Annotated in this window: 20 protein-coding genes; 10 read left to right on the forward strand and 10 right to left on the reverse strand. The window is 68.9% G+C overall.

Going from position 1 to position 24,086, the window contains the following annotated elements; genetic code table 11:
- Window positions 1-4: 4 nt before the first annotated feature.
- Genes JX613_RS05495 through JX613_RS05505 form a run of 3 tightly spaced genes read left to right on the forward strand, consistent with a single transcriptional unit; the run spans window position 5 to window position 2,792 of the window.
- The gene (locus JX613_RS05495; RefSeq protein WP_336512276.1) at window positions 5-1,144 is read left to right on the forward strand and encodes an ABC transporter permease; all 1,140 of its coding nucleotides are present in this window, start codon (window positions 5-7) and stop codon (window positions 1,142-1,144) included.
- Window positions 1,141-2,061, forward strand: coding sequence for an ABC transporter ATP-binding protein (locus tag JX613_RS05500; RefSeq protein WP_207100464.1), 921 nt, complete (start codon window positions 1,141-1,143; stop codon window positions 2,059-2,061). Before JX613_RS05495 ends, JX613_RS05500 begins: the two co-directional genes overlap by 4 nt.
- Window positions 2,058-2,792, forward strand: a complete 735-nt coding sequence (locus tag JX613_RS05505) for an ABC transporter permease (protein WP_207100465.1) — start codon at window positions 2,058-2,060, stop codon at window positions 2,790-2,792. The genes JX613_RS05500 and JX613_RS05505 overlap by 4 nt, the downstream gene beginning before the upstream one ends.
- A 248-nt stretch (window positions 2,793-3,040) precedes the next feature.
- Here JX613_RS05505 and JX613_RS05510 read toward each other — a convergent pair whose 3' ends face one another.
- From JX613_RS05510 to glgC, 4 genes are all read right to left on the reverse strand, one after another.
- The gene (locus JX613_RS05510) at window positions 3,041-5,431 is read right to left on the reverse strand and encodes a glycogen/starch/alpha-glucan phosphorylase (protein WP_419538814.1); all 2,391 of its coding nucleotides are present in this window, start codon (window positions 5,429-5,431) and stop codon (window positions 3,041-3,043) included.
- Between the two features lie 174 nt (window positions 5,432-5,605).
- Window positions 5,606-7,690, reverse strand: coding sequence for a glycogen debranching protein GlgX (gene glgX, locus JX613_RS05515; protein WP_207100466.1), 2,085 nt, complete (start codon window positions 7,688-7,690; stop codon window positions 5,606-5,608).
- The gene (gene glgA, locus JX613_RS05520) at window positions 7,687-9,114 is read right to left on the reverse strand and encodes a glycogen synthase GlgA (RefSeq protein WP_207100467.1); all 1,428 of its coding nucleotides are present in this window, start codon (window positions 9,112-9,114) and stop codon (window positions 7,687-7,689) included. Before glgA ends, glgX begins: the two co-directional genes overlap by 4 nt.
- A complete protein-coding gene (gene glgC / locus JX613_RS05525; protein WP_207100468.1) occupies window positions 9,111-10,367 on the reverse strand; it encodes a glucose-1-phosphate adenylyltransferase in 1,257 nt (418 codons plus the stop codon). The genes glgA and glgC overlap by 4 nt, the downstream gene beginning before the upstream one ends.
- A 324-nt stretch (window positions 10,368-10,691) precedes the next feature.
- Here glgC and JX613_RS05530 point away from each other — a divergent pair, with 324 nt between their 5' ends.
- Window positions 10,692-12,293, forward strand: a complete 1,602-nt coding sequence (locus JX613_RS05530; RefSeq protein WP_207100469.1) for an alpha-glucosidase — start codon at window positions 10,692-10,694, stop codon at window positions 12,291-12,293.
- On the opposite strand, the gene JX613_RS05535 is transcribed toward JX613_RS05530, so the two are convergent.
- Entirely contained in the window at window positions 12,290-12,472 is a 183-nt protein-coding gene (locus tag JX613_RS05535) for a hypothetical protein (RefSeq protein WP_207100470.1), read from the reverse strand. The two genes, JX613_RS05530 and JX613_RS05535, sit on opposite strands and share 4 nt — an antisense overlap.
- Window positions 12,473-12,537: 65 nt before the next feature.
- Window positions 12,538-13,434 carry a LysR family transcriptional regulator gene (locus JX613_RS05540; protein WP_207100471.1) on the reverse strand — a complete coding sequence of 299 codons (897 nt, stop codon included), beginning with the start codon at window positions 13,432-13,434 and terminating at the stop codon, window positions 12,538-12,540.
- A gap of 117 nt (window positions 13,435-13,551) precedes the next feature.
- On the opposite strand from JX613_RS05540, the gene JX613_RS20150 reads away from it, so the two are divergent.
- From JX613_RS20150 to JX613_RS05555, 3 genes are read left to right on the forward strand one after another with little or no spacing between them, the layout of a single operon-like run.
- Window positions 13,552-14,493, forward strand: coding sequence for a ring-cleaving dioxygenase (locus JX613_RS20150; protein ID WP_207100472.1), 942 nt, complete (start codon window positions 13,552-13,554; stop codon window positions 14,491-14,493).
- 51 nt (window positions 14,494-14,544) lie between these two features.
- Window positions 14,545-15,099 (forward strand): NADPH-dependent FMN reductase, encoded by a 555-nt coding sequence (locus tag JX613_RS05550; protein WP_207100473.1) that lies wholly within the window; start codon window positions 14,545-14,547, stop codon window positions 15,097-15,099.
- Window positions 15,096-15,854: a VOC family protein gene (locus JX613_RS05555; RefSeq protein WP_207100474.1), complete on the forward strand. Its 759-nt coding sequence runs from the start codon at window positions 15,096-15,098 to the stop codon at window positions 15,852-15,854. Before JX613_RS05550 ends, JX613_RS05555 begins: the two co-directional genes overlap by 4 nt.
- Before the next feature lie 101 nt (window positions 15,855-15,955).
- Here JX613_RS05555 and JX613_RS05560 read toward each other — a convergent pair whose 3' ends face one another.
- Entirely contained in the window at window positions 15,956-16,273 is a 318-nt protein-coding gene (locus JX613_RS05560; protein ID WP_207100475.1) for a GNAT family N-acetyltransferase, read from the reverse strand.
- Window positions 16,266-17,789, reverse strand: coding sequence for a VOC family protein (locus JX613_RS05565; RefSeq protein ID WP_207100476.1), 1,524 nt, complete (start codon window positions 17,787-17,789; stop codon window positions 16,266-16,268). Before JX613_RS05565 ends, JX613_RS05560 begins: the two co-directional genes overlap by 8 nt.
- A gap of 163 nt (window positions 17,790-17,952) precedes the next feature.
- On the opposite strand from JX613_RS05565, the gene JX613_RS05570 reads away from it, so the two are divergent.
- Both JX613_RS05570 and JX613_RS05575 read left to right on the forward strand, forming a co-directional pair.
- Window positions 17,953-18,894 carry a pirin family protein gene (locus JX613_RS05570; protein WP_207100477.1) on the forward strand — a complete coding sequence of 314 codons (942 nt, stop codon included), beginning with the start codon at window positions 17,953-17,955 and terminating at the stop codon, window positions 18,892-18,894.
- A 1-nt stretch (window position 18,895) separates the two neighbouring features.
- A complete protein-coding gene (locus JX613_RS05575) occupies window positions 18,896-19,441 on the forward strand; it encodes a DUF924 family protein (protein ID WP_207100478.1) in 546 nt (181 codons plus the stop codon).
- A 130-nt stretch (window positions 19,442-19,571) separates the two neighbouring features.
- Here the strand turns inward: JX613_RS05575 and hmuQ are convergent, their stop codons facing one another.
- Complete coding sequence (gene hmuQ, locus JX613_RS05580) at window positions 19,572-19,892, reverse strand: heme-degrading protein HmuQ (RefSeq protein ID WP_207100479.1); 321 nt, start codon at window positions 19,890-19,892, stop codon at window positions 19,572-19,574.
- 154 nt (window positions 19,893-20,046) lie between these two features.
- On the opposite strand from hmuQ, the gene JX613_RS05585 reads away from it, so the two are divergent.
- Window positions 20,047-20,859 (forward strand): MBL fold metallo-hydrolase, encoded by an 813-nt coding sequence (locus tag JX613_RS05585; RefSeq protein WP_207100480.1) that lies wholly within the window; start codon window positions 20,047-20,049, stop codon window positions 20,857-20,859.
- Between the two features lie 114 nt (window positions 20,860-20,973).
- Here JX613_RS05585 and JX613_RS05590 read toward each other — a convergent pair whose 3' ends face one another.
- Window positions 20,974-24,084: an efflux RND transporter permease subunit gene (locus tag JX613_RS05590; protein WP_207100481.1), complete on the reverse strand. Its 3,111-nt coding sequence runs from the start codon at window positions 24,082-24,084 to the stop codon at window positions 20,974-20,976.
- Window positions 24,085-24,086 lie beyond the last annotated feature (2 nt).

The raw sequence follows: 24,086 nt of genomic DNA on the forward strand, positions 1-24,086 counted from the left end.
CCCTGTGGCGCGGCTGTCGCCCCCGGCGGTCCTGTTCGCCCTGATCGGCGCGGCAGGGCTGGCCCTGCCCCTGGTGCAGTTCAAGGCAAACCGGATCGTCCCGGGCGAGGGGGTGGGGCTGAGCGCGCTTCCCTTCGGCCTGGCCGTGGCGGCGGGCCTGGCGGCGGTCCTGATTGCCGGATGCGCCGCAGCATGGCCCGCCGTCCTGCGGCTGGCCGCGGCAATCGCGGGCCTGGTCGCGGTGGTCCTGTCGCTGGGCGCGGCGGCGTCCCATCTGACACCCGAAGGGAACACCCTGGCGCGGGTCGCCCCGGCTGCGGGCTTCTGGCTGCTGGCCCTTGGCTTCGGGCTGATGGCGGCCGATGCGGTGAACCGGCTGCGGCCGTCGCTGGCGCTGCGGTGGCTGCTGCTGGCGGGGGCGGTGGCCCTGGCCGCAGGGATCCTGGCGTCGGGCGCGCTGGACGGGGTTTCGGTGATGCGCGAATACGCCACCCGGCGCGACCTGTTCATGCGGGAAGCGCAGGCCCATCTGGCCCTGGCCTTCGGATCGCTGGGCCTGGCGCTGCTGGCGGGCATTCCCCTGGGGATCGCGATCTTCCAGGGGCGGCGCTGGCGCGGGACGGTGCTGGGGGTGCTGAACATCCTGCAAACCATCCCCTCGCTGGCGCTGTTCGGGATCATGATCCCGATCCTCGGCTGGGTGGCGGCAGCGGTGCCGGGGGCGGCGGGGGCGGGCGTGTCGGGCATCGGCACCTTTCCGGCGCTTGTGGCGCTGTTTCTCTATGCCCTGCTGCCGGTCGTGTCGAACACCCTGGCCGGGCTGTCGGGCGTCCCCGCCGCCACGCGCGAAGCGGCTGTCGGCCTGGGCATGACGCGCACGCAGGTGCTGGCGCAGGTGCTGGTTCCCCTGGCGCTGCCGGTGCTGCTGGCGGCCGTGCGGATCGTGCTGGTCCAGAACATCGGGCTGGCGGTGATCGCGGGCCTGATCGGCGGCGGCGGATTCGGCACCTTCGTCTTCCAGGGCCTGAACCAGACCGCCATGGACCTGGTCCTGCTGGGCGCGCTGCCCACCATCGCGCTGGCGCTGGTGGCGGGCATCGCGCTGGACCTGGCTGTCCAGGGCGCGCGCCGGGGGGCGGCATGATCGAGATCCGGAACCTGTCCCGCCTTTATGGCGGCTTGGCGGTGGTGGACGATGTCAGCCTGACCGTGGACAAGGGGCAGCTTCTGGTGCTGGTCGGCACCTCGGGGTCGGGCAAGACCACGCTGCTGCGCATGATCAACCGTTTGGTGGAACCGTCGGCAGGCCGCGTCCTGATCGAGGGCGTGGACACCGCCACCCTGCCCCCCCATCTGCTGCGCCGCCGGATCGGCTATGCCATCCAGGGCCACGGGCTGTTCCCGCACCGCACCGTCGCGCAGAACATCGCCACCGTGCCGCGCCTGCTGGGCTGGCCGCGCGCGCAGGTCGCCGCCCGCGTGGATGAGCTGCTGGACCTGTTCCAGCTGGACCCGGCGGCCTTCCGCGACCGGATGCCGCACCAGTTGTCGGGGGGCCAGGCGCAGCGCGTGGGCGTCGCGCGCGCGCTTGCCGCCAAACCCGACCTGCTGCTGATGGACGAGCCCTTCGGCGCGCTGGACCCGCTGATCCGCGCCAAGGCGCAGGCCGACCTGAAGGAGATCCAGCGCCGCCTTGGCACCACGCTGATTCTTGTCACTCATGACATGGCCGAGGCCGTGGCCCTGGGCGACCGCATCGCCGTGATGGACCGGGGCCGTCTGCTGCAGGACGACACCCCCGCGCGCATCCTGACCGATCCGGCGACGCCCTTCGTGCGCGACCTGATCGGCACCGCCGACCGGGCGCTGCGGCTGCTGTCGCTGATCCCGGTCGCCGCCATCGCGGTACCGGGCAAAGCCCAGGGCGCGCCCATCGCCCCCGACGCCAGCCTGCGCGACGCCCTGGCCGAATGCCTGTGGAGCGGGCGCGAAGCCCTGCCCGTGGAAGGCGGCGGCATCGTCACGCTGGACGCCCTGCGCGCGCAGGCAAGCCAGCGATGATCGGCCGGATCCTGCTGGCCTTGGCGGGGCTGGTCCTGTTGGCTTTCCTGATCGCGCCCGCGCCCTTCGCACCGCTGTTCCAGCCCTTCACCCGCAACGGCGCGCCCGCGATCTATGCGCAGACCAGCCTTCTGTCGCTGACCCTGTCGCATCTGGCCATCGTGGCGGCGGCGGTGGCGGCATCAACCGTCATCGGGCTGACCCTGGCCATCCTGGTCACGCGGCGGGCGGGGCGAGAATTCCTGCCGCTCGCCCGCACCGTCACCGCCGTGGGCCAGACCTTTCCGCCCGTCGCGGTGCTGGCGCTGGCCGTGCCGGTCCTGGGCTTTGGCACCGGCCCCACGCTGGTGGCGCTGTTCCTGTACGGGCTGCTGCCGGTTTTCGAGAACGCGCTGGCCGGGCTGACCGGCCAGCCGCCCGCCGTGACCGAGGCCGCGCGCGGCATGGGCCTGACGCCCCGCCAGCGGCTGTGGCAGATCGACCTGCCGCTGGCCCTGCCCCTGCTGCTGGCGGGGATGCGGCTGACGGCCGTGATTTCCTTGGGGACGGCGACCATCGGATCGACCATCGCGGCCCGGACCCTGGGCGAGGTGATCATCGCCGGGCTTTTGTCCTCGAACACCGCCTTCGTGCTGCAGGGCGGGCTGGTCGTCGGCATCCTGGCGGTGCTGATCCACCACGGCTTCCAGGCCCTGGAGAGCCGCGCAAGGCGGCGCATGGGGCTGGAGTGAGCTGGCCTGGCGAAGGCCATCGCCTTCGCCACGCGATGCCCTGTCCTTCCCGAACCGCCGGGCCTTCAGGGCCCGGCCAGCGCCCGCCCCGCCCCCAGGCGGGCGCTTCACGCCCCCCTCGGGCCGGGCGCTGGCCTGATGTGGTCGCAGGGCTGCACCGTCTCTGGTGGCAAGGTCGGACAAAGGGCGGGGGAAACGCTAGTCGCGTTTCCTGATCCCGCCTTGATGGGTTCTCCTTGACCGCAGGGTCAGATCGCCACCGGCAGCACGTTCCAGATATCCGTCATGTATCCCCGGATCGTCCGGTCCGACGAGAAGAACCCCGACCGCGCGATGTTGAGCGCCGCCATCCGGTCCCAGCTTGCGCTGTCGCGATAGGCGGCGTCCACCCGGCGCTGCGTGGCGAAATAGTCGTCGAAATCGCTGGCGACCAGGAAGGGGTCGTCGTTCCAGGTCCGGTCCAGCAGCGTGTAATAGCTTTCGGCCCGGCCAAAGCGGCCTTCTGCGATCAGGTGCAGGGCGTCGCGCAGATCCCCGCTTTTCTCGATGGCCGTGCGGGCATGGCCAGGGGTGGCGGCCTCGGCCGTGGCCTCCTCGGCGGTCAGGCCGAACAGGAAGAAGTTCTCGGGGCCCACCCGCTCGCGGATTTCGACGTTGGCGCCGTCCAGCGTGCCGATGGTCAGCGCGCCGTTCAGGGTGAACTTCATGTTGCCGGTGCCCGAGGCCTCTTTCCCCGCCGTGCTGATCTGTTCGGACAGATCGGCTGCGGGGATCAGATCCTCGGCCATGGACACGTTGTAGTTCGGCGGATAGGCGATCTGCAGATAGCGCCGGGTCACGGGGTCGTTGTTGATCGTGGCCGCCACGTCGTTGATCAGGTGGATCACCGATTTCGCCAGCCAGTATCCCGGCGCGGCCTTGCCGCCGAAGATCTTGATGCGCGGCGTCCAGTCGCCGTTCGGATCGTCGTGGATGCGCTTCCACAACGCGATGGCCTCCAGGATGTTCAGAAGCTGGCGCTTGTATTCGTGGATGCGCTTGACCTGGATGTCGAAGATCGCGTCCGGGTCGGCCTTGATGCCAAGGGTCGCCAGGACGCCGTTCGACAGCCAGACCTTGTTGGCGCGCTTGACCTGGCCAAGCGCCTCGCGGAAGGCGGCGTCCCCGGCATGGGGTTCCAGGGCGCGCAACTGCTCCAGGTCGGTGGTCCAGCCCTCGCCGATGGTGTCGTCCAGAAGCTGCGCCAGCCCGGGATTGGCCATGCGCAGCCAGCGGCGCGGGGTCACGCCGTTGGTCTGGTTCACGATCCGGTCGGGATGCAGCCGGTGCAGGTCGGCAAAGACCGTGTCCTTGACCAGTTCCGTATGCAGGGCCGACACGCCGTTCACCCGGCCCGCCATGATGAAGGCCAGTTCCCCCATCCGCACCTGGTCGTTCTGGACGATGCCCACATGGGCGGGGCGGTTGGTGATCGCGCGGTGATGATCGTCGATCATCTGGATGATCTGCATGTGGCGCGGCAGGATGCCGCCCATCAGCCAGGTGGACCACCGCTCCAGCGCCTCGGGCATCAGGGTGTGGTTGGTATAGTTCAGCGTCCGCTGCGCCAGGTCATGCGCCTGTTCAAACGGCAGGCCGTGGTCGTCCATCAGCAGGCGGATCAGTTCCGGCCCGGCGATGGCGGGATGGGTGTCATTGAGCTGCATCGCCACCTTGTCGGGCAGCCGTTGCAGGTCGCCATGTTCCTGAAGGAACCGCCGCAGGATGTCCTGAAGCGACGCCGAGGTCAGGAAATATTCCTGCTTCAGCCGCAATTCCTTGCCCGCGTCGGTCGTGTCGTCAGGGTAAAGCACGCGCGAGAGGGTGCGCGCCAGCGCCTCGGGTTCCGCCGCCGCCGTATGGTCGCCCGCGTTGAAGCGGTGCAGGTCCAGAAGCGTCGTCGGATGCGCGCCCCACAGGCGCAGCGTGTTGGCCCAATGGCCGCCCCAGCCGACGACCGGCGTGTCATAGGCCCGCGCGATCACGCTTTCGCCCGGATGCCAGACGGCCCGGCCGTCCACGGTTTCGACATGGCCCTTGAAGCCGATGGTATAGCTGTAGTCGAGCTTGACGAATTCCCAGGGGTGGGGCTGGTTCAGCCAGTCCTCGGGGGTTTCCACCTGCTGGCCGCCCTCGAACCGCTGGCGGAACAGCCCGTGTTCATAGCGGATGCCATAGCCGAAGGCCGGGCAGTTGAGCGAGGACAGCGATTCCATGAAGCAGGCCGCCAGCCGCCCGAGGCCCCCGTTGCCAAGCGCCGCGTCGGGTTCGTTGTCGAGGATTTCCTGCCGGTCGAGGCCCAGCATCCGCAGCGCCTCGTCCATGGGCTTTTCCAGCCGCAGGTTGATGATCGCGTCGTCCAGGATCCGCCCGATCAGGAATTCCATGGACAGATAGCAGACCCGCTTGGCCCCCTGGTCGCGCGCGGCGCGAAAGGCATCGACCCAGGTTCCCGCGATCAGGTCGCGCACGGCAAAGCTGACGGCCAGCCGCCAGTCGAAGGTCGTGGCGAATTCCGCCCCACGACCCTGGCTGTGGGTCAGGTGGTGGAGGATCCGGTCGCGCAGGACCGATGCCGTGGGAAGAGTGTGCAACATCATGCCTCGCAGGGCGGAAATCGGGACGGTCCGGCAAGGGCATCGGATGGGGATGCCGCCGGGCTAACTTTTGTTGCCAGCTTTCGGCGCGGTTGAAAAGGCCTGGCCTGATACACTGCCGCTGCGTCCCGCGCCTGCCTGCGGATTGGCTGCCCGGCCGGGCCGAAAGCCGCGATCTCAGGCATCCGCCGCCAGCCCGCACAAGACAAAGGCCACCACGCTTTCCGCGGCGACCGTCTCGGCCGGGCCTGCGGGGTCGTCGGGCATCCGGTCCCGCGCGCTGTCCAACCGCCTGCGCCAATGGCCGCCCCCGGCGGGATCGGGCAGGCGCACGGTGGCATCGGCACCGTTGTTGAAGACCAGAAAGACCGCGCCCGGCAGCGCCGCATAGGCGGGCGTCCCCGAGGCCATGCGCAGTTCCGCCGCCAGCAGCCGCGCATGGGGGTCCGACCAGTCGGCCAGCGTCATGGGCTGGCCGTCGGCGCGGCGCCAGAACAGGTCAGGCAGCCCGTCCTGCTGCCGCGGCTGGCTGTGCAGGAAGCGGCGCTGGCGCAGGATCGGATGGGCCTTGCGGAAGGCGATCGCCTGGCGGCAGAAGTCAAGGAAACCCGGATCCGCCCCGTCCCACTGGACCCAGCCGATGGGATTGTCCTGGCAATAGGCGTTGTTGTTGCCGTTCTGCGAATTGCCCAGTTCGTCCCCGCCCAGGATCATCGGGGTGCCCTGGCTCAGCAGCAGGGTGGCCAACAGGTTGCGGCGGCGGCGGTCGCGGCGGGCCCGGATGGCGGGGTCGTCGGTCGGGCCTTCCACGCCCATGTTGTCCGACAGGTTGGGGTCGTGGCCGTCGCGGTTTCCCTCGCCATTGGCCTCGTTGTGCTTGGCGGCATAGCTGACGGTGTCCATCAGCGTGAAGCCGTCATGGGCGGCGACGAAGTTCACGGATGACGTGGCCGCCCGCCCGTCATGGTCAAAGCGCGCCGCCGATCCCGCGATGCGCTTGGCAAGCTGGCCGATCTGCCCGTGATCGCCGCGCCAGAAGGCCCGCACCCCGTCGCGGAAACGGTCGTTCCATTCGCAGAAGGGGGCAGGGTATGCGCCCAGCTGATAGCCCCCCTCGCCCAGATCCCAGGGCTCGGCGATCAGCTTGACGCGGTTCAGGACCGGATCCTGGCGCACCGCGCGGAAGAACGGCCCGTCCCGGTCGAAGACGCCGCGCGTGCGGCCCAGGACCGAACACAGGTCAAAGCGGAAGCCGTCCACATGCATCGCCTCGACGCAGTAGCGCAAGCTGTCCATCACCAGCCGCAGCGCGAAGGGGTTGTCCAGGTCCAGCACATTGCCGGTGCCCGCGTCGTTCACATAGAAGCGCCGGTCGTCCTTCAGCCGGTAATAGGCAGCGTTGTCGATGCCGCGAAAACACAGGGTGGGGCCAAGCTCGTCCCCCTCGGCGGTGTGGTTGTAGACCACGTCCAGGATCACCTCGATCCCCGCCCCGTGGAACCGCGCGACCATCTGCTGGAACTCGGCGATGTCGCCCCCCTGCATGTAGCGCGGATCGGGGGCGAAGAAGCCATAGGACATATAGCCCCAGTAGTTCACCAGCCCCCGGGCGGCCAGGGCGCGGTCGTCGGCAAAGGCGTGGACGGGCAACAGCTCGATGGCGGTGACGCACAGGGCGGTCAGGTGGTCCAGGACCGGGTCCGAGGCCAGCGCCAGGAAGGTGCCGGGATGGGGCACCCCGGGATGCAGCATGGTCAGGCCCTTCACATGGGCCTCGTAGATCACCGTTTCCGTCAGGGGGGTGCGCGGCGGGCGGTCCTCGCCCCAGCTGAAGGCCGGATCCACCACCACGCAGCGCGGCATGTGGGCGGCGCTGTCGCGGCGGTCGAAGGAGAGATCCGCGTCGGGATGGTCCGCGCGGTATCCCAGCAGCGCGTCGTGGGGTCGCGGGGGGCCGGTCAGCTGCCGGGCATAGGGGTCGATCAGCAGCTTGTTGGGGTTGAAGCGGTGTCCGTCGCGGGGCCGGTAAGGGCCGTGGACGCGGTATCCGTATCGCTGCCCCGGCGCCAGGCCGGCGATGTATCCGTGCCAGACATGCCCCTCGCGTTCCGGCAGGGGAATGCGCGTTTCGCGGTTCCTGTCGTCGAACAGGCACAGCTCCACCCGCTCGGCGTGCTGCGAGAAGATGGCGAAGTTGACCCCGCCCCCGTCGAAGGATGCGCCCAGCGGGAAGGGATGCCCCGCCGTGATCGGGTGGGTCATCGCGCCGCCGTCAGCCGGGCGTAAAGCGCGGCATAGGCGCGCGCCGACTGGTCCCAGCCGACGGGCTGCGCCATCCCGTTTCGCTGAAGCCGGGACCAGCCGTCCCTGTCCCGGTAAAGATGGCAAAGCCGCGTCAGCGCCCCCTGCAACGCCCCCACCGTCACGGGCGAGAATTGCAGCCCCGTCGCCACCCCCCGGGCCAGGGCTGCGGGCGATGCGTTGATCACGGTATCGGCCAGCCCCCCGGTCAGCGCCACCACCGGCACCGTGCCATAGCGCAGTCCGTACATCTGCGTCAGGCCGCAGGGCTCGAACCGGGACGGCACCAGGATCGCGTCGCCCCCGGCGATCAGCCGGTGCGACAGCGCCTCGTCATAGCCGATGCGGGTGGCGACATGGGGGTTCCGGTCGGCCAGGGCACGGAAGGCGTGCTCCAGCGCCGGGTCGCCCGATCCCAGCACCGCCAGTTGCCCGCCGTGATCCAGCAGCGCGGGCAAGGCCTCGAGCGCCAGATCCAGGCCCTTCTGGTGGCTCATGCGCGACACGATCACGCAAAGCGGACCGTCGGCCTTGGGCAGGCCCAGTTCGGCCCGCAGGGCGGCCTTGTTCGCGGCCTTCCCCTCGGGCGTGTCATAGGGCCGGATCGCGGGATCGGCGGCGGGGTTCCAGGCATCCGTGTCGATGCCGTTCAGGATGCCGGTCAGCGCCTCGCGCCGGTGCCGCATCACCCCGTCCAGGCCCATGCCGTATTCGGGCGTCATCAGTTCGGCGGCATAGGTGGGCGACACGGTGGTCAGCGCATCCGCCCCCATCAGCCCGGCCTTCAGCGCCGAGACGCCGCCATAGAACTCATACCCCTCGATCCGGAAGCGCCAGGGGTCGAGGCGCAGCGACCCGATGCGGCCAGGATCGGTGGCGCCGGTAAAGGCGATGTTGTGGATGGTCAGCACCGTGGCGGGGCCCCCGCCCATCTGGCGCAGGTATTCGGTGACGAACCCCGCCTGCCAGTCATGGCCGTGCAGCACCTGCGGATGCCAGCCAAGCGCGCCCTGGACGCCCAGATGCGCGCCGACCCAGGACAGGGCGGCAAAGCGTTCGGGGTTGTCGGGCCAGTCGCGTCCGTCCGGGCCCATGTAGGGGTTGCCGGGGCGGGCATAAAGATGGGGCGCGTCGATCGCCAGCAGGTCCAGCCCCGCCGCCTGTCCCGCCAGCACCCGGGCGGGCGCGCCGAACAGGTCGTGGTAATAATAAACCTCGGCCACGTCGCGCAGCGCCTCCATCACGGCGGGATAGCCGGGCAGCAGGGTGCGCATCTGCACCCCCTGGGCGGCCAGGGCGGCGGGCAGCGCGCCCGCCACATCGGCCAGCCCGCCCGTCTTGACCAGGGGCGCGCATTCGGACGCGATCGACAGGACCCGCGTCACAGGCTTGCCGCCCGCCGGTCCAGCATGGCTTGGGTGATCAAGGTGATGCCTCCTTCGCTGACGCGGAACCACCTGGCGTCTTCCTGCGGATCCTCTCCGACGACAAGGCCGTCGGGGATGACCACGCCCCGGTCGATCACCGCCCGCGTCAGCCGTGCCCGCCGGTTCACCGTGACATAGGGCAAGGCCACGACATGATCCAGCGACGCATAGCTGTTGGTATGGACCTGCGTGAACAGCAGCGAATTGCGGATTTCCGTCCCCGAGACGATGCAGCCCCCCGACACCATGGACGATATGGCGATCCCGCGCCGGTCCTTTTCGTCATGGATGAACTTGGCGGGGGGCGTCGCCTCGGAATAGGTCCAGATCGGCCAGTCCTTGTCCCACAGGTTCAGTTCGGGGGTAAAGTCGGTCAGGTCGATATTGGCCTTCCAGAAGGCGTCCACCGTGCCCACGTCCTTCCAGTAGGCGGGCGCGCCGGGATCGCGCACGCAGGACACGTCGAAGCGATGCGCCATGGCCTTGCCGTTCCGGACGATGTCGGGGATCAGGTCATGGCCGAAATCGTGGCTGGAATTCGGATCCTCGGCATCCTTCAGCAGCAGGTCGCGCAGGAAGGGCCAGCTGAAGACATAGATCCCCATGGAGGCCAGCGCGCTGTCCGGATCATCGGGCATCCCCGGCGGATCGGCGGGCTTTTCCAGGAAGGACGTGATGCGCCCGGTGTCGTCCACCGCCATCACGCCAAAGGCCACGGCGTCCATGCGCGGCACGGTCAGGCAGCCGATGGTCACGTCCGCGCGGCTTTCGCAATGCTCGCGCAGCATCACCTCGTAATCCATCTTGTAAATGTGGTCGCCCGCCAGGATCACCACGTAATCCACGTCATAGCTGTCCACGATGTCGATGTTCTGCGCCACCGCGTCGGCCGTGCCGCGATACCACATGGATTCGTCGTATCGCTGGCTGGCGGGCAGGATGTCCATGAATTCGTTGCGTTCGGCGCGAAAGAAGTTCCAGCCGCGCTGCACATGGCGGATCAGGCTGTGGGCCTTGTATTGGGTGGCCACCGCGATCTTGCGGATGCCCGAGTTCATCGCGTTCGACAGCGCGAAGTCGATGATCCGGGTCTTGCCGCCGAAATAGACCGCCGGTTTCACGCGCCGGTCGGTCAGTTCCCGCAACCGGCTGCCCCGCCCCCCGGCCAGGACAAAGGCCATCGCGCGGCGGGTCAATCTTGCCTCACTCATGAACCATCCTCCCCTTGAACATCATCGCCCGAGGACAACTGCGCAGACGGCCTTTCGGTCCCATCCCGCCAAACCCCGCCGGATCGGCCCGACGGACGGCGGGGGCGGGGCATGGGGGATCCATTCCGTCCTCCGGTGCGCCCCTTGTCAGGGCCGCACCCTCGCCATCCAACAGCCATGACAGGTCAGGCACTTGTCGCATGGCTCCACTCTAGCCCGCGCCCTGATCATGACAATCCATCACGTGATCGCCAAACCGCCTTTCTGCCGGGCCGTCCCTGGTGTTCAATCGCCCCCGACAGCGACCGGACAGGAGAAGGCCGAATGACGGAATGGTGGCGCGACGCGGTGATCTATCAGATCTATCCCCGCAGCTTTCAGGACAGCAATGGCGACGGCATCGGCGATTTGCCGGGCATCACCCGGCGGCTGGACCATGTGGCGTCCCTGGGGGTGGATGCGATCTGGCTGTCGCCGATCTTCACCTCGCCCATGAAGGATATGGGCTATGATGTCAGCGATTATTGCGGCATCGATCCGCTGTTCGGAACGCTGGCCGATTTCGACGCCATGGTGGCCCGCGCGCATGACCTGGGGCTTAAGGTGATCATCGACCAGGTTCTCAGCCATTCCAGCGACCGCCACCCCTGGTTCGCGGAAAGCCGCGCCAGCCGCGACAACGACCGCGCCGACTGGTATGTCTGGGCCGATCCCAACCCCGACGGCACGCCGCCGAACAACTGGCCCTCGGTCTTCGGCGGCCCCGCCTGGGAGTGGGAGCCGCGCCGCCGCCAGTATTACCTGCACAACTTCCTGATCGAGCAGCCCGACCTGAACCTGTGGAACCGCGAGGTGCAGGACGCGCTTCTGGACACGATGCGCTTCTGGCTGGACCGGGGCGTGGACGGCTTCCGGCTGGATACCGTCAACTTCTATTTCCACGACGCCCGGCTGCGCGACAACCCGCCCAACCCCGGCAATGCCGCGCCCGACACCTACAACATGCAGCGCCATGTCTATTCCAAGAACCGGCCGGAAAACATCGCCTTCCTGAAACGGATGCGCCGCCTGACCGACGCATACGACGCCCGCATGATGGTGGGCGAGGTCGGCGAAAGCGGCGACACCTCGATCCACATCATGGCCGAATACACGGCGGGCACCGACCGCCTGCACATGTGCTACAGCTTCGAGATGCTGAGCCACGCCTTCACCGCCCGCCATTTCCGCCACACGGTCGAGGGCGTCCACCAGGACGCGCCCGACGCCCATGCCTGCTGGTCCTTTTCCAACCACGACGTGTTCCGCCATGTCACCCGCTGGCTGCCCCATGCGAAATCGCCCGAGGCCCTGGCCCGGCAGGCGGCGGCGATGCTGTTGTCCTTTCCCGGCACCATCTGCCTCTACCAGGGCGAGGAACTGGGCCAGACCGAGACAGAGCTGTCCTATGACGAACTGACCGACCCCCCGGCCCTGCGCTTCTGGCCCGAGATCAAGGGCCGCGACGGCTGCCGCACGCCGATGGTCTGGGACGACAGCGAAAACGCCGGTTTCAGCACGGCAAAGCCCTGGCTGCCGGTCAAGGAACCCCAGGCCGCGCGCCATGCGGCGGGCCAGGGGGCCGACAACGACAGCGTGCTGGCCGCCTATCGCGCGACCATCGCCTTCCGCAAGGCGCAGATGCCGCTGCGAAGGGGCCAGACCTCGTTCCTGGACCTGCCGGAACCGATCCTGGCCTTCCATCGCGGCATCGGGGGACAGGCGCTGACCTGCGTCTTCAACCTGTCCGCCGACCCCGCGACGCTGCGCCTGTCAGAGGATGCAGCCCTGGTCGGACCGTCGCACGCCACGCTGTCTGACCGGGTGCTGGACCTGCCGCCCAACGGCTTTGCCTGGCTGGACCGCGCGGTCAGGCTGTCGGCCTAATCAGGCTTGCGCCGCACGAACAGTTCCCAAGCCAGATAGATCCCGGCAGCCCCCGACAAAAGCGCCCAGAAGGGGCTGCCGGTATAAAGCTCCACCCCTGCCCAGGCCAGGGGCACCACCACGCACAGGATCCGCACCCACAGATGCCGGAAGAACGGCGCATTCGGATCAACCAGCATCTCTCAGCCTCCTGCTTTCACCTTGGCGAAAATATCCCGGGGGTCCGGGGGCTGGCCCCCGGCTTCTACAACCCCGCCAGCCATGGCGGCGCCCCGGCAAAGGCCCCGGCCACATGATCGACAAAGGCGCGTGTCTTGCGCGGCATCGGCCGGACCGGTGGCCAGACCACGCTGACAGGCAGCGGCCGCTGCGGCAGGTGGGGCAGCAACCGCACCAGCCGCCCGTCGCGCAGCGCGTCATGGACGATGAACATGGGCAACAGCGCCAGCCCGAGGCCCCCCACCGCCATGTCGCGGATCGCGTCGCCGTTGTTCGCGGTGATCCGCCCCAGGGGCGGCGGCACGATACCATCAAAGGGCCACAGGTCGCCCATGCGCGCGTTCAGATAGCCGATGGCGCGGTGCCGGGCCAGGTCGGCGGGCGCCTCGATAGGGCCATGGGCCGCCAGGTAATCGGGGCTTGCGACCAGCACGCGCGGATCCTCGCAGACGCGGCGGGCCATCAGGCTGCTGTCCTTCAGCTCGCCGATGCGCAGGCCCACGTCGAAACCCGCCCGGCCCAGGTCGGCCAGCTGGTCGTCGTAATCCAGCACGATCTCCAGCCCCGGATGGGCGCGGGCGAAACCGGCGATCACCGGGCCAAGATGGCGGATGCCGAAGCTCATGGGCGCGGCGATGGCCAGGCGGCCGCGCAACCGGGCCTCGGCCCCCACGCTCTCGGTCGCGGCGACCAGTTCGGCCAGGGCCGGGCGCAGGCGGTCGGCCAGGGCCAGCGCGGTGTCGGTGGGCGCGATCCGGCCCGCGTGGCGAGTGAACAGCGCCACGCCCAGGGCGGCCTCGAAATCGCTGATGCGCTTGCTGACCACGGATTTCGACAGATCGGCCCGCGCCGCCGCGCCCGAGATGCTGCCCGCATCCAGCACCGCCAGGAATGTCCGGATATCGCTGATCGACGGGTCCATCCGGGCACCATAGCGGCGGCAGGGCCGTTCGCAAGAACCGAACGCCGCATTGCCCCCAAGGCGGGTGCCGCGAACGCCCCCCTTGCGCCATATTGGCACCAACGAAAGGAGCCATCCATGCAGCTGACCGGCATCCACCACCTGACCGCGATCACCGCCGACGCGCCAGGCAACAACCGTTTCTATACCGAGACCCTGGGCCTGCGCCGGGTGAAGAAGACCGTGAACCAGGACGACACCTCGGCCTATCACCTGTTCTTCGCCGATGGCGCGGGCACGCCGGGCACGGACATCACCTTCTTCGACTGGCCCGCGCCGCGCGAAGGGCGGGGCACCCGTTCCATCAGCCGAACCGGGCTGCGGGTGGCGGAAGACAGCCTCGACTGGTGGGCCGCGCGCCTGTCGGACCGGGGCGTGACGACCGGCAAGGTCACGGTGCTGGATGGCCGCGCCAGCCTGGACCTGGAAGACCCCGAAGGCCAGCGCCTGCGCCTGGTCGCCGCCCCCGACCCGGCGGGCCAGCCCTGGGACCACAGCCCCGTTCCCGCGTCCCACCAGATCCACGGCCTCGGGCCCATCACCATCTCGGTCCCCGACCTGGCCCCGACCGAGGCCGTGCTGACCCAGGTGATGAACATGACCCGTGTCCGCGACTATGCCAGCCCGGACCGAGAGGGCACCGTGCATGTCTTCCAGATGGGCCCGGGCGGGGCGGCGGCGGAACTGCATGTCGCGGTCCAGTCCGGCCTGCCCGTGGCAAGCCAGGGCGCGGGCGGCGTCCACCATGTCGCCTTCCGCGTGCCCGATCCGGCGGCGCTTGCCGAATGGACCGCCCGCCTGCGCGGCTTCCGCGTGCCCAACTCGGGCGAGGTCGAGCGGTATTATTTCCGCTCGCTCTATTTCCGCGAACCCGGCGGCACCCTGTTCGAGCTGGCGACCGACGGTCCCGGCTTCGACGTGGACGAGCCGCGCGAGACCATGGGCCAGGGCCTGTCCCTGCCGCCCTTCCTGGAAGGCCGCCGCGCCGCCATCGAGGCCGGGCTGAAACCGCTGGACTGAAACCCCTGACCGGGGGCACCCTGCCCCCGGCCCAGCCTTCGGAGACCATGCATGACCACCATCCTCGGCCTGTCGGGCAGCCTGCGCCGCGCGTCCCTCAACAGCGGCCTCTTGCGCGCCGCCCGCGACCTGGCGCCCGAAGGCGTGCGGATCACCATTGGCGACATTTCCGCCGTGCCGCTGTACAACGGCGACGATGAAGCCGCCCATGGCACGCCGCCCGCCGTCGCCGCGCTGAACGAACAACTGGCCCAGGCCGACGGGCTGCTGCTGGCGACGCCGGAATACAACAACGGCATTCCCGGCGTCTTCAAGAACGTCATCGACTGGATGTCGCGCGGCGAGGGGCTGGCGCTGTTTGCCGGCAAGCCCGTCGCCGTGATGGGCGCCTCGCCCGGCGGCTTCGGGACCACGCAGGCGCAGACGCATTGGTGGCCCGTGCTGCGCACCCTGCGCACGCGCCCCTGGTGGGACGGGCGGCTGATGGTGTCGCGCGCGGGCGGGCTGTTCGATGCGGACGGCGCCCTGACCGACGACAAGACCCGCCAGCAGCTTGCCGAGTTCATCGCGGGCTTCGCGGCCACATTGCGAAAGGACCGGCCATGACCCCCGCCATCGACCATGTCGTCCTGACCGTGCGCGACCTGCCCGGCACGACGGGTTTTTATCGCGATGCGCTTGGCCTGGCCCCGCTGGGCGGCGACGGCGAAACCGCACGGCTTGGCGCGGGCGGCCGCACCCTGCTGGAGTTGCGCCGCGATCCCGCCGCCCGGCCCCGCGATCCCCGTCAGGCGGGGCTGTTCCACACGGCTTTCCTGCTGCCCGACCGCGCGGCGCTGGCCCGCTGGCTGCGCCATGCCGCCGACAGCCGCATCCGCCTGTCGGGGGCCAGCGACCACGGCGTCAGCGAGGCGATCTATCTCGACGACCCCGAGGGCAACGGCATCGAGGTCTATCGCGACCGCCCCCCGTCGGACTGGACCCGCGACGGCGACCGGATCGAGATGTTCACCCGCCGCCTGGATCTGGACGACCTGTTGTCGGCGGCGGATGGCCCCTGGCGAGGTGCGCCCGAGGGCAGCACGATCGGCCATGTCCACCTTCAGGTGGGCGATCTTGACCGGGCGGAGGGCTTCTTCGCGGGCGACCTGGGCCTGACGCGGACCTTCGACGCGCAGGGCGGGGCCTGGTATGGCTGGAACGGCTATCACCACCACCTGGCGGGAAACACCTGGAACAGCCGGGGCGCGGGGATGCGCGAGGCGGGAATGGCGGGCCTGGCCCAGGTCGTGATCCGGGATCCCCACCGCGCGGGCCAGACGATCACCGACCCCTGGGGCACGCGGTTCCGCTTCGCGTAGGGTGCGTGCTTGCACGCACCGATGCGTCCTGCGGAAAGGTGCGTGCAAGCACGCACCCTACGCCACGTTGCGCGACCCTTGGGGTGGGGTTCCACCCCACCCTACAGACGTTCCCCCGGCGCGACGGCAAAGACATCCGCCCAATCCGGATGCTTGGCCAATTGCGCCGCGACATAGGAACAGAGCGGCACGATCCGGAAACCTTCCTTGCGCGCATCCGCCACCATCGCCTTGACCAGCGCGCCAGCGGCCCCGGTGCCGCGCAGCGCCTCGGGCGCGCCGGTGTGGTCGGCGCTGACGCGACCGTCGCCCCGGCGGGTGAAGGTCAGTTCCGCCTCGGCGTCAACGCCCGCCAGCCGCGCGACATAGCGGCCGTGGCGGGCGTCGGTCTCCTCTCTGGTGATGGTCAGGTCAGGCATTCGTTGCTCCTTTCATCCAGTCGGCGGCGGCGGTCAGGTCGTCGGCCACGATGTCATGCCCCGCCTGCACGACGCGGGCGTCCAGCGCCGCGCCTTGGGCGGCCAGCCATGCGTTCAGGCGCGGCGCGTGGGGGCCATAGGGATCGCGCGCCCCGGTCAGGGTCAGCACCGACAGGCCCGCAAGATCCGCCTGCGGCAGATCCTCCAGCGCGGCCATGGACCGCATCAGGATCGCGCGCCGGATCAGCCCGGGATGCAGGCCCATCACGGCGGCGGCGAAATTCGCGCCATTGCTGTATCCCATCACCGTGATCCGCGCGGGATCCAGGCCATAGGCCGCCACCGCGCCGGTCCAGAAGGCGGCAAAGGCCGCGGCCTCGTCGCGGATGTCCTGCTGGTCGAAGCTGGTCATGGAGGTGCGGCGGAAAAAGCGCGGGATGCCTTCCTCGGTCGAACGGCCGCGCACGCCCAGCAGCGTGGCATGGGGCGCGATCCGGTGGGCCAGCGGCATCAGGTCGGTCTCGTTCCCGCCCGATCCGTGCAGCAGCACCATGGCCGATCCGTCGGGCGCATCGGGCTGGCGAAGCCGGTGAACGAAGGGAAGCTCTCTCATCCGTATCCTTTCCTCGCCCGGGCGGGCGAATTGGGGCAGGCGCAGCCGCAGGTCGGCGGTGTCCGCGACATGCGGGGGAATCATCAGGGCCCGGCCCAGATTACCCGCCTCCTCGTCCACCACCATGCCCGGCCCGTCGGTCGCAAGCTCGACCAGCGTGTCCCCCGGCTCGCGGACGTAGAGCGAGGCGAAATAAAGCCGGTCATGGACCGTCACCTCGCCCGCATTGCGCGTTTTCAGGGCATCGTGGTGGGCCTGCAAGGCCGCCGTATCGGGCACCCGCAGGGCCACATGGTCGATGGTGCCGGTGCCCGGAATGCCAGCGACGAAGCCCGAGGCATCACGGATATCAACGGCGTCGGTGTCGGAAACCAGCCGCGCCAGCCCGCCCTCGGTCCCGCCCGCGCGATAGCCGAAGGGGCGCAGGAAGGCGGCGGTCTGTTCGGGGACGGCGGACCAGATCGTGACCGCGCGGATCCGGGCGGGCGCGGCGGGCCAGCCGGTATCAGACGCGTCCGTGCCCACCAGCTTGACGATGATGCCGTCGGGATCCTTCAGCCGCAGCACGGGTTCGCCCCATTCGCGGGCCGGGCCTTCGATGCGCAACCCGCGCTGCATGGCGCGGGTCAGCCAGTCGCCGATCCGCGCGCGGGGGATCGCCAGCGCGATCTCGGCCACATGGCCATGACCCACCCGGCCCGGCGCGCCGTCCTGCCAGACCAGGAAGCTGACCAGGCTGCCGGGGCTGCCCGCCGGGTCGCCATAGAACAGGTGCAACTGGTCCGCATCCTCGAACCCCGCCGTCTGCTTGACCAGCGACAGGCCCAGAAAGCCCATCCAGAAATCGACATTCGCCTGAACGTCTCGGGTGATCGCCGTCACATGATGGATACCGCTGGTCATCGCGCACCTCTGGTTCAAAACAGTCGCGCCGAAGATGCGGTTCCGCAAGGGATGGCGCCAGTCGGGGCGCGGCCAATCCGGCGTTCGCGTCAGCCGAACGGCTTTGTTCTTCTGGTTCTGCCGCAACGGACCTATCCTGATGCCCGACACAGGAGGAACCGTCATGAGCTGGAACCCCGCCCTGATCCCAGGCTGCCCCGACGAGGTCGGCCCGGACGCCATCGAGACGCTGATCATCCCCCGGGCCCGCGACCTGGGCGGGTTCGAGGTGCGCCGCGCCCTGCCCGCGCCCAAGCGCCAGATGGTGGGCCCGTTCATCTTCTTCGACCAGGCCGGCCCGGCTGAATTCCTGACCGGCCAGGGCATCGACGTGCGCCCGCACCCCCATATCGGCCTGGGCACGGTCACCTATCTGTATCGCGGCGATTTCCATCACCGCGACAGCCTCGGCTCGGACCAGATCATCACGCCCGGCGCGCTGAACTGGATGGTGGCGGGCCGGGGCGTCACCCATTCCGAACGCACCTCCGCCGCCGGGCGCACCGGGCCGCACGGGCTGTTCGGCATCCAGACCTGGATCGCCCTGCCCGAAATGCACGAGGACATGGCGCCGACCTTTGAACATCACGGGGCCGAGGCGCTGCCAGTGATCCGCGACGCAGGGATCGACGCGCGCCTGATCCTGGGCCGCGCCTATGGCAAGACGGCGCCCGCGACGCTGTATTCCGACACCTTCTACCTGGACGTGATGCTGGACCCCCGCGCCCGCTTCCCCCTGCCGGTGGACCACGAGGATCGCGGCATCTATGTCACCGAAGGCTCCATCCGCATCGCGGGGCAGGAATACGAGGCCGGGCGGATGATGGTCTTTCGCCCCGGCGACGCGATCACCGTGCAGGCGGGCGAGAAGGGCGCGCGGCTGATGGCGCTTGGCGGCGCGACGCTGAACGGTCCGCGTTACATCTGGTGGAATTTCGTGGCATCCTCGCGCGAGCGGATCGAGGAAGCCAAGCGCCAATGGCGCGCGGAACGCTGGGGCCAGGGCCTGTTCGACCTGCCGCCCTCCGACCGCGACGAACACATCCCGCTGCCGGAAAGGAGCTGACATGACCATCAGGACCGCGCAGGACGTTATGGACTTCTGGTTTTCCCCCGAGATGGAAGCCCACTGGTTCGCCAAGTCCGACGCCATCGACGCCCGCATCCGCGACGGCTTCGCGGCCACCCACAAGGCCGCCCATCACCGCGACCTGGACGGTTGGGCCGCGACGCCCGACGGCGCGCTGGCCCTGGCGATCCTGCTGGACCAGGTGCCGCGCAACATCTTTCGCGGCACGCCCCGCGCCTTCGCGTCGGACGATCTTGCGCTGGACCATGCCCGCGCCGCCGTGGACGCGGGCTTCGACCAGCAGATCGAACCGAAGCGGCGGGTGTTTTTCTACCTGCCCTTCGAGCATAGCGAGGATCTGCCCGACCAGACCCGCTCGGTCGAGCTGTTCGAGGCCCTGGGCGATCCGGGCTATCTGGACTATGCCGTCCAGCACCGCGACATCATCGAAAGGTTCGGCCGCTTCCCGCACCGCAACGCCATCCTGGACCGCCCGAACACCCCGGACGAGGAGGAGTTCCTGAAGACCCACAAGGGGTTCTGAGGGGGGGGGGGCAGACAAGGGTTGCGGTGCGTGCAAGCACGCACCCTACGGCGGCCATTGCCGGGGCGGGATCAGGAAACGCATTGCGTTTCCCCGTGGCGAAGGCGGTGGCCTTTGCCAGACTTCCGTCCTATCCCGCCCGGCCGATCGTCTGGATCGCGGTGAAGCCCTCGAACCGGGGGCCGCCTTCATACAGCTTCTTCGTCTCGCCCGCGCGGGCATGGGCGTCGCGGAACTGCTGGCTGCGGGTCCAGCCGCGGAAATGCTCCTCGCTTTCCCAGACCGTATGCGAGGCGTAAAGGCGCCGCCCGTCCTCCTCGGGGCCCTTCAGCATGTGGAAGGCGACAAAGCCCGGCAGCTCGTCCAGCTTGCTGTCGCGCGACAGCCACAGGGCCTCGAAGGCGGCGGCATTCTCGACGGGCACGGTGAAGCGGTTCATGGCGATGAACATGGGCGTCCTTTCCGGTGATCTGGCAGACATCATCCCGCCGCGGGGGCGCGGGCGACAGCCCTGTCACGCGGTTGTGAGCCGCCCATGGCGCTGCGGCTTTGGGCGCCTGGCCGATCCGCGCTAGCCTTTTCGCGTCACGCCAAAGGGGGATGCCATGCGCCTTGCGATCCTTGCCCTGCTTCTGACCATGCCCCTGGCCGTCCCCGCGCAAGAGCGGCGGCCCAGCCATTGCATCACCGTGGCGGGCGGGCCGGAACGGGTCCAGCGGGCCGCCTGGTCCGACCCGGTCCCGGAACGGTCGGTCCGGCTGTCCTATCTGGGCCATTCGATGTTCCTGATCCAGACCGAAGGGGGCCTGGACATCGTCACCGACTACAACGGCGGCCTGCCCGCCGGGGCCCCGGCCCCTGACGTGGTGACGATGAACCACGCCCATTCGTCCCACTGGACCGATGCGGTCGGGGGCATCCCCCATGTGCTGCGCGGCTGGTCCGACCGGTTCGGCATCGCGGCCGACCATTATCTGACGCTGGGCGACGTGCTGATCCGCAACGTGCCGACCGACATCCGGTCCTGGGGCACGGTCGAGGAGAACGGCAATTCCATCTTCGTCTTCGAGGCGGGGGGCCTTTGCATCGGCCATCTGGGCCACCTGCACCACGAGCCGACCGACCAGCAATACGCGACCCTGGGCCGGGTCGATGTGCTGCTGGTGCCGGTCGATGGCAGCTATACGATGGAACAGGCGGCGATGATGCGGGTGGTCAGCCGGTTGAACAGTTCGGTGGTGATCCCGATGCACTGGTTCGGCCCCGCCCGGCTGGAGGCCTTCCTGACCGGCATGTCCGGCCAGTTCGACATCCAGCGGCCGGGCGGCAGCGAATACCTGGCCTCGCTGCGCGGGCTGCCGGACCGGCCCACGGTGGTGGTGCTGGAACCCCTGTCCCATGGGCGCAACTGGCCCTGACGGGCGCGCGGGTGGGTGGTGAAGCGAAAGGTGCGTGCAAGCACGCACCCTACACCGCATCCGTGGGGTGCGTGCTTGCACGCACCTTTGCGCCGGCCGGGCGGGAAGGCCCCGTCAGGCGGGTTGCGCCTTTCTTCTGCCCGCAAGCGCGACCGCCTTCAGCACGGCCACATAGAAGACCGGCACCAGGAAGATCCCGATGGCGGCGGATGAGGCCATGCCGCCCAGCACCCCGATCCCGATCGAGTTCTGCGCCCCCGCCCCCGCTCCGCTGGCTATGGCCAGCGGCAGCACCCCCAGCATGAAGGCGAAGGTGGTCATCAGGATAGGCCGCAGGCGCATCTTGGATGCCTCGATAGCGGCCTCCATCAACGGGCGGCCCTGGGCCACCAGCGATTGCGCGAATTCCACGATCAGGATGGCGTTGCGCGCGGCCAGGCCGATGGTCGTCAGCAAGCCCACCTTGAAATAGACATCGTTCGACTGGTCGAAGACCAGCGCGGCCGCCAGCGCCCCCAGGATGCCGATGGGCACGGTCAGCATCACCGCCAGCGGCACCGTCCAGCTTTCATAAAGCGCGGCCAGCGCCAGGAAGACGACCAGCGCCGACAACGCGAACAGCACCGGCGCCTGGTTCCCGGACAGCCGTTCCTGATAGGACAGGCCCGTCCAGGCGGTGCCATAGCCGCCGGGCAGGTCGGCCACCATCTCCTCCATCGCCGTCATCGCCGCGCCGGACGACAGGCCCTGCGCCGCGGCCCCCGACAGTTCCAGCGCGCGCGTGCCGCCGTAACGGGCCAGCGCCTGCGGCTCCTGGTCCCAGACACGGGTGGTAAAGGCGCCGAAGTTCACCATGTCGCCGTCGGCGTTGCGGGCGAACCAGCGGTCGATGTCCTCGGGCTGCGAACGGGCATAAGCCTCGCCCTGGACGATCACGGGGCGCAGTTCCGTGCCCAGGGCAAAGTCGTTCACCTCGCGCCCCGAGAAGATCACCGACAGCATCGCGTTCACCTCGGAAATCGACAACCCGAAGGCCGCGGCCTTCTGCTGGTCGATGTCGAGGCGCAGCGAGGTCTCGAACGGCGCCTCGTTGCCGCGCAGGTTGGTGACGCGGCCGTCGGCCTGGGCGGTGGCGACCAGCTGGTCGGCGGCAGAGGACAGGGCCTCCTGCCCCCGGCCCGATTGATCCACCAGATACATCGAGAAGCCCGAGGACGCGCCCATCCCGGGGATCGAGGGCGGTTGCAGGAAGAAGGCCTGGCCCGCGCGGTTGTTCATGAAGAAATACCCGTTCGCCCGCGCCACCAGGGACGCCACGTCCAGCCCCGGCCGGTCCTCGTATTCGCGCAGCTTGGCGAACAGCATGGCGTTGTTCTGGCCCGATCCGCCGAAGCTGAAGCCCAGGACGGAAAAGGTCGATTCGACCGTGTCGGCCTCCTGGACGCGCAGGTATTCCTCGACCTTTTCGACCAGGGCCTTTGTCTGGGCGGTGGTCGATCCGTCGGGCGTCTCGATCATGACCATCATCACGCCCTGGTCTTCATCGGGCAGGAAGGATCCGGGCAGCTTGCCGTAAAGCGCGGCGACACCGAAGCCGATGGCGGCCAGGACGACCAGCATGCGGAACGGGCGACGCACCAGGCGCGCCACGACCGCGCCATAGCCGTTGGTCGCGCGGTCCAGGTTGCGGTTGAACCAGCGGGCGGGGGCGATGCCGCCGCCATGCTTGCGCGGGCGCAGAAGGCTGGCGCACATGGCGGGGGTCAGGATCACCGCGACGCCCAGCGACAGCACCATGGCGGTGATGATCGTCAAGGAAAACTGGCGATAGATCACCCCCGTCGCGCCCCCCATGAAGGCCATGGGCAGGAAGACCGCCGACAGCACCATGACGATGCCGACCAGGGCCGAGGTGATCTCGTCCATGCTTTTTTGCGTCGCCTCGACAGGGCCGAGGCCCTCCTCCTCCATCACCCGCTCGACGTTTTCCACCACGACGATGGCGTCGTCGACCAGCAACCCGATGGCCAGGACCAGCGCGAACATGGTCAGCGTGTTGATGGAAAAGCCCGCCGCCGCCAGCACGCCGAAGGTGCCCAGCAACACGACCGGGATGGCGATCACCGGGATGATGGTGGCGCGCCAGCTTTGCAGGAAGGCCAGGATCACCAGGAAGACCAGCACCACGGCTTCCCCCAGGGTCTTGTAGACCTGGTGGATCGACTTTTCCACAAAGGGCGAGGTATCATAGGGATAGGCGACCTCGACCCCCTGCGGCAGAGAGGGGGCGATGCCCGCGATCACCTCTCGCACGGCATGGGCGGTGTCCACGGCATTGGCGCCGGTGGCCAGGTTCACGCCAAAGCCCGCCGCCGGGTTGCCGTTGTATCGCGCGGCCCCGCCATAGGATTCCTGGCCGACCTCGATCCGCGCCACGTCGCCCAGAAAGACCGTCGATCCGTCCGGGTCCACGCGCAAAAGGATCCGCTCGAACTCCTGCACGGACGAAAACTGCGACTGCGCCGACAGGGTCAGGGTCAGGCGCTGGCCCTCGGCCGATGGTTCGGCGCCCAGGTCGCCCACGGTGACGTTGGTGTTCTGTTCGGACACGGCGGCGGTCACGTCGGCGGGCGTGACCCCGTATTGCGCCATCTTCATCGGATCCAGCCAGATGCGCATGGCATAGCCCGACCCGAAGGTGTTGATGGATCCGACGCCGGGGGTGCGCTTGACCGGATCCTCGATCATCTGGGACACCAGATCGCCCAGCTGGACCGAGGAATGGCTGCCGTCGCTGCTGGTCAGCGCCCCCACCAGCAGGATCGAGGAGGTCGAGCGCGAGACGTTCACGCCCTGTTGCTGCACGATGTCGGGCAGTTGCGACGTGACCAGTTGCAGCTTGTTCTGGACCTGCACCTGCGCGATGTCGGGATCGACCGTGTCGTCGAAGGTCAGCGACACGGATGCAGACCCCGGCGTGGAATTCGAGGTCATGTAGATCAGCCCGTCGATCCCGGTCATCGCGTCCTCGATGACGGTGGTGACGGAATTTTCCACGATCTCGGCCGAGGCGCCGGTATAGGTGGCGCTGATGCGCACGGTGGTGGGGGCGATCTGAGGATATTGCTCGATTGCCAGGGATTGCAGGCCAAGGGCGCCGACCAGCATGGTCACGAAGGCCAGAACCCAGGCAAAGACGGGGCGGTGGATGAAGAAGCGCGCCATGG

The sequence above is a fragment of the Paracoccus shandongensis genome (assembly GCF_017315735.1).
Lineage (GTDB): Bacteria > Pseudomonadota > Alphaproteobacteria > Rhodobacterales > Rhodobacteraceae > Paracoccus > Paracoccus shandongensis.

Bases quoted from the DNA above. Each gene is read 5' to 3' on its own strand.
- JX613_RS05500 (WP_207100464.1), top strand. From the start codon at position 1,141: ATGATCGAGATCCGGAACCTGTCCCGCCTTTATGGCGGCTTGGCGGTG.
- JX613_RS05505 (WP_207100465.1), top strand. From the start codon at position 2,058: ATGATCGGCCGGATCCTGCTGGCCTTGGCGGGGCTGGTCCTGTTGGCT.
- JX613_RS05510 (WP_419538814.1), bottom strand. From the start codon at position 5,431: ATGATGTTGCACACTCTTCCCACGGCATCGGTCCTGCGCGACCGGATC.
- glgX (WP_207100466.1), bottom strand. From the start codon at position 7,690: ATGACCCACCCGATCACGGCGGGGCATCCCTTCCCGCTGGGCGCATCC.
- glgC (WP_207100468.1), bottom strand. From the start codon at position 10,367: ATGAGTGAGGCAAGATTGACCCGCCGCGCGATGGCCTTTGTCCTGGCC.
- JX613_RS05530 (WP_207100469.1), top strand. From the start codon at position 10,692: ATGACGGAATGGTGGCGCGACGCGGTGATCTATCAGATCTATCCCCGC.
- JX613_RS05535 (WP_207100470.1), bottom strand. From the start codon at position 12,472: ATGCTGGTTGATCCGAATGCGCCGTTCTTCCGGCATCTGTGGGTGCGG.
- JX613_RS05540 (WP_207100471.1), bottom strand. From the start codon at position 13,434: ATGGACCCGTCGATCAGCGATATCCGGACATTCCTGGCGGTGCTGGAT.
- JX613_RS20150 (WP_207100472.1), top strand. From the start codon at position 13,552: ATGCAGCTGACCGGCATCCACCACCTGACCGCGATCACCGCCGACGCG.
- JX613_RS05550 (WP_207100473.1), top strand. From the start codon at position 14,545: ATGACCACCATCCTCGGCCTGTCGGGCAGCCTGCGCCGCGCGTCCCTC.
- JX613_RS05555 (WP_207100474.1), top strand. From the start codon at position 15,096: ATGACCCCCGCCATCGACCATGTCGTCCTGACCGTGCGCGACCTGCCC.
- JX613_RS05560 (WP_207100475.1), bottom strand. From the start codon at position 16,273: ATGCCTGACCTGACCATCACCAGAGAGGAGACCGACGCCCGCCACGGC.
- JX613_RS05565 (WP_207100476.1), bottom strand. From the start codon at position 17,789: ATGACCAGCGGTATCCATCATGTGACGGCGATCACCCGAGACGTTCAG.
- JX613_RS05570 (WP_207100477.1), top strand. From the start codon at position 17,953: ATGAGCTGGAACCCCGCCCTGATCCCAGGCTGCCCCGACGAGGTCGGC.
- JX613_RS05575 (WP_207100478.1), top strand. From the start codon at position 18,896: ATGACCATCAGGACCGCGCAGGACGTTATGGACTTCTGGTTTTCCCCC.
- hmuQ (WP_207100479.1), bottom strand. From the start codon at position 19,892: ATGTTCATCGCCATGAACCGCTTCACCGTGCCCGTCGAGAATGCCGCC.
- JX613_RS05585 (WP_207100480.1), top strand. From the start codon at position 20,047: ATGCGCCTTGCGATCCTTGCCCTGCTTCTGACCATGCCCCTGGCCGTC.
- JX613_RS05590 (WP_207100481.1), bottom strand. From the start codon at position 24,084: ATGGCGCGCTTCTTCATCCACCGCCCCGTCTTTGCCTGGGTTCTGGCC.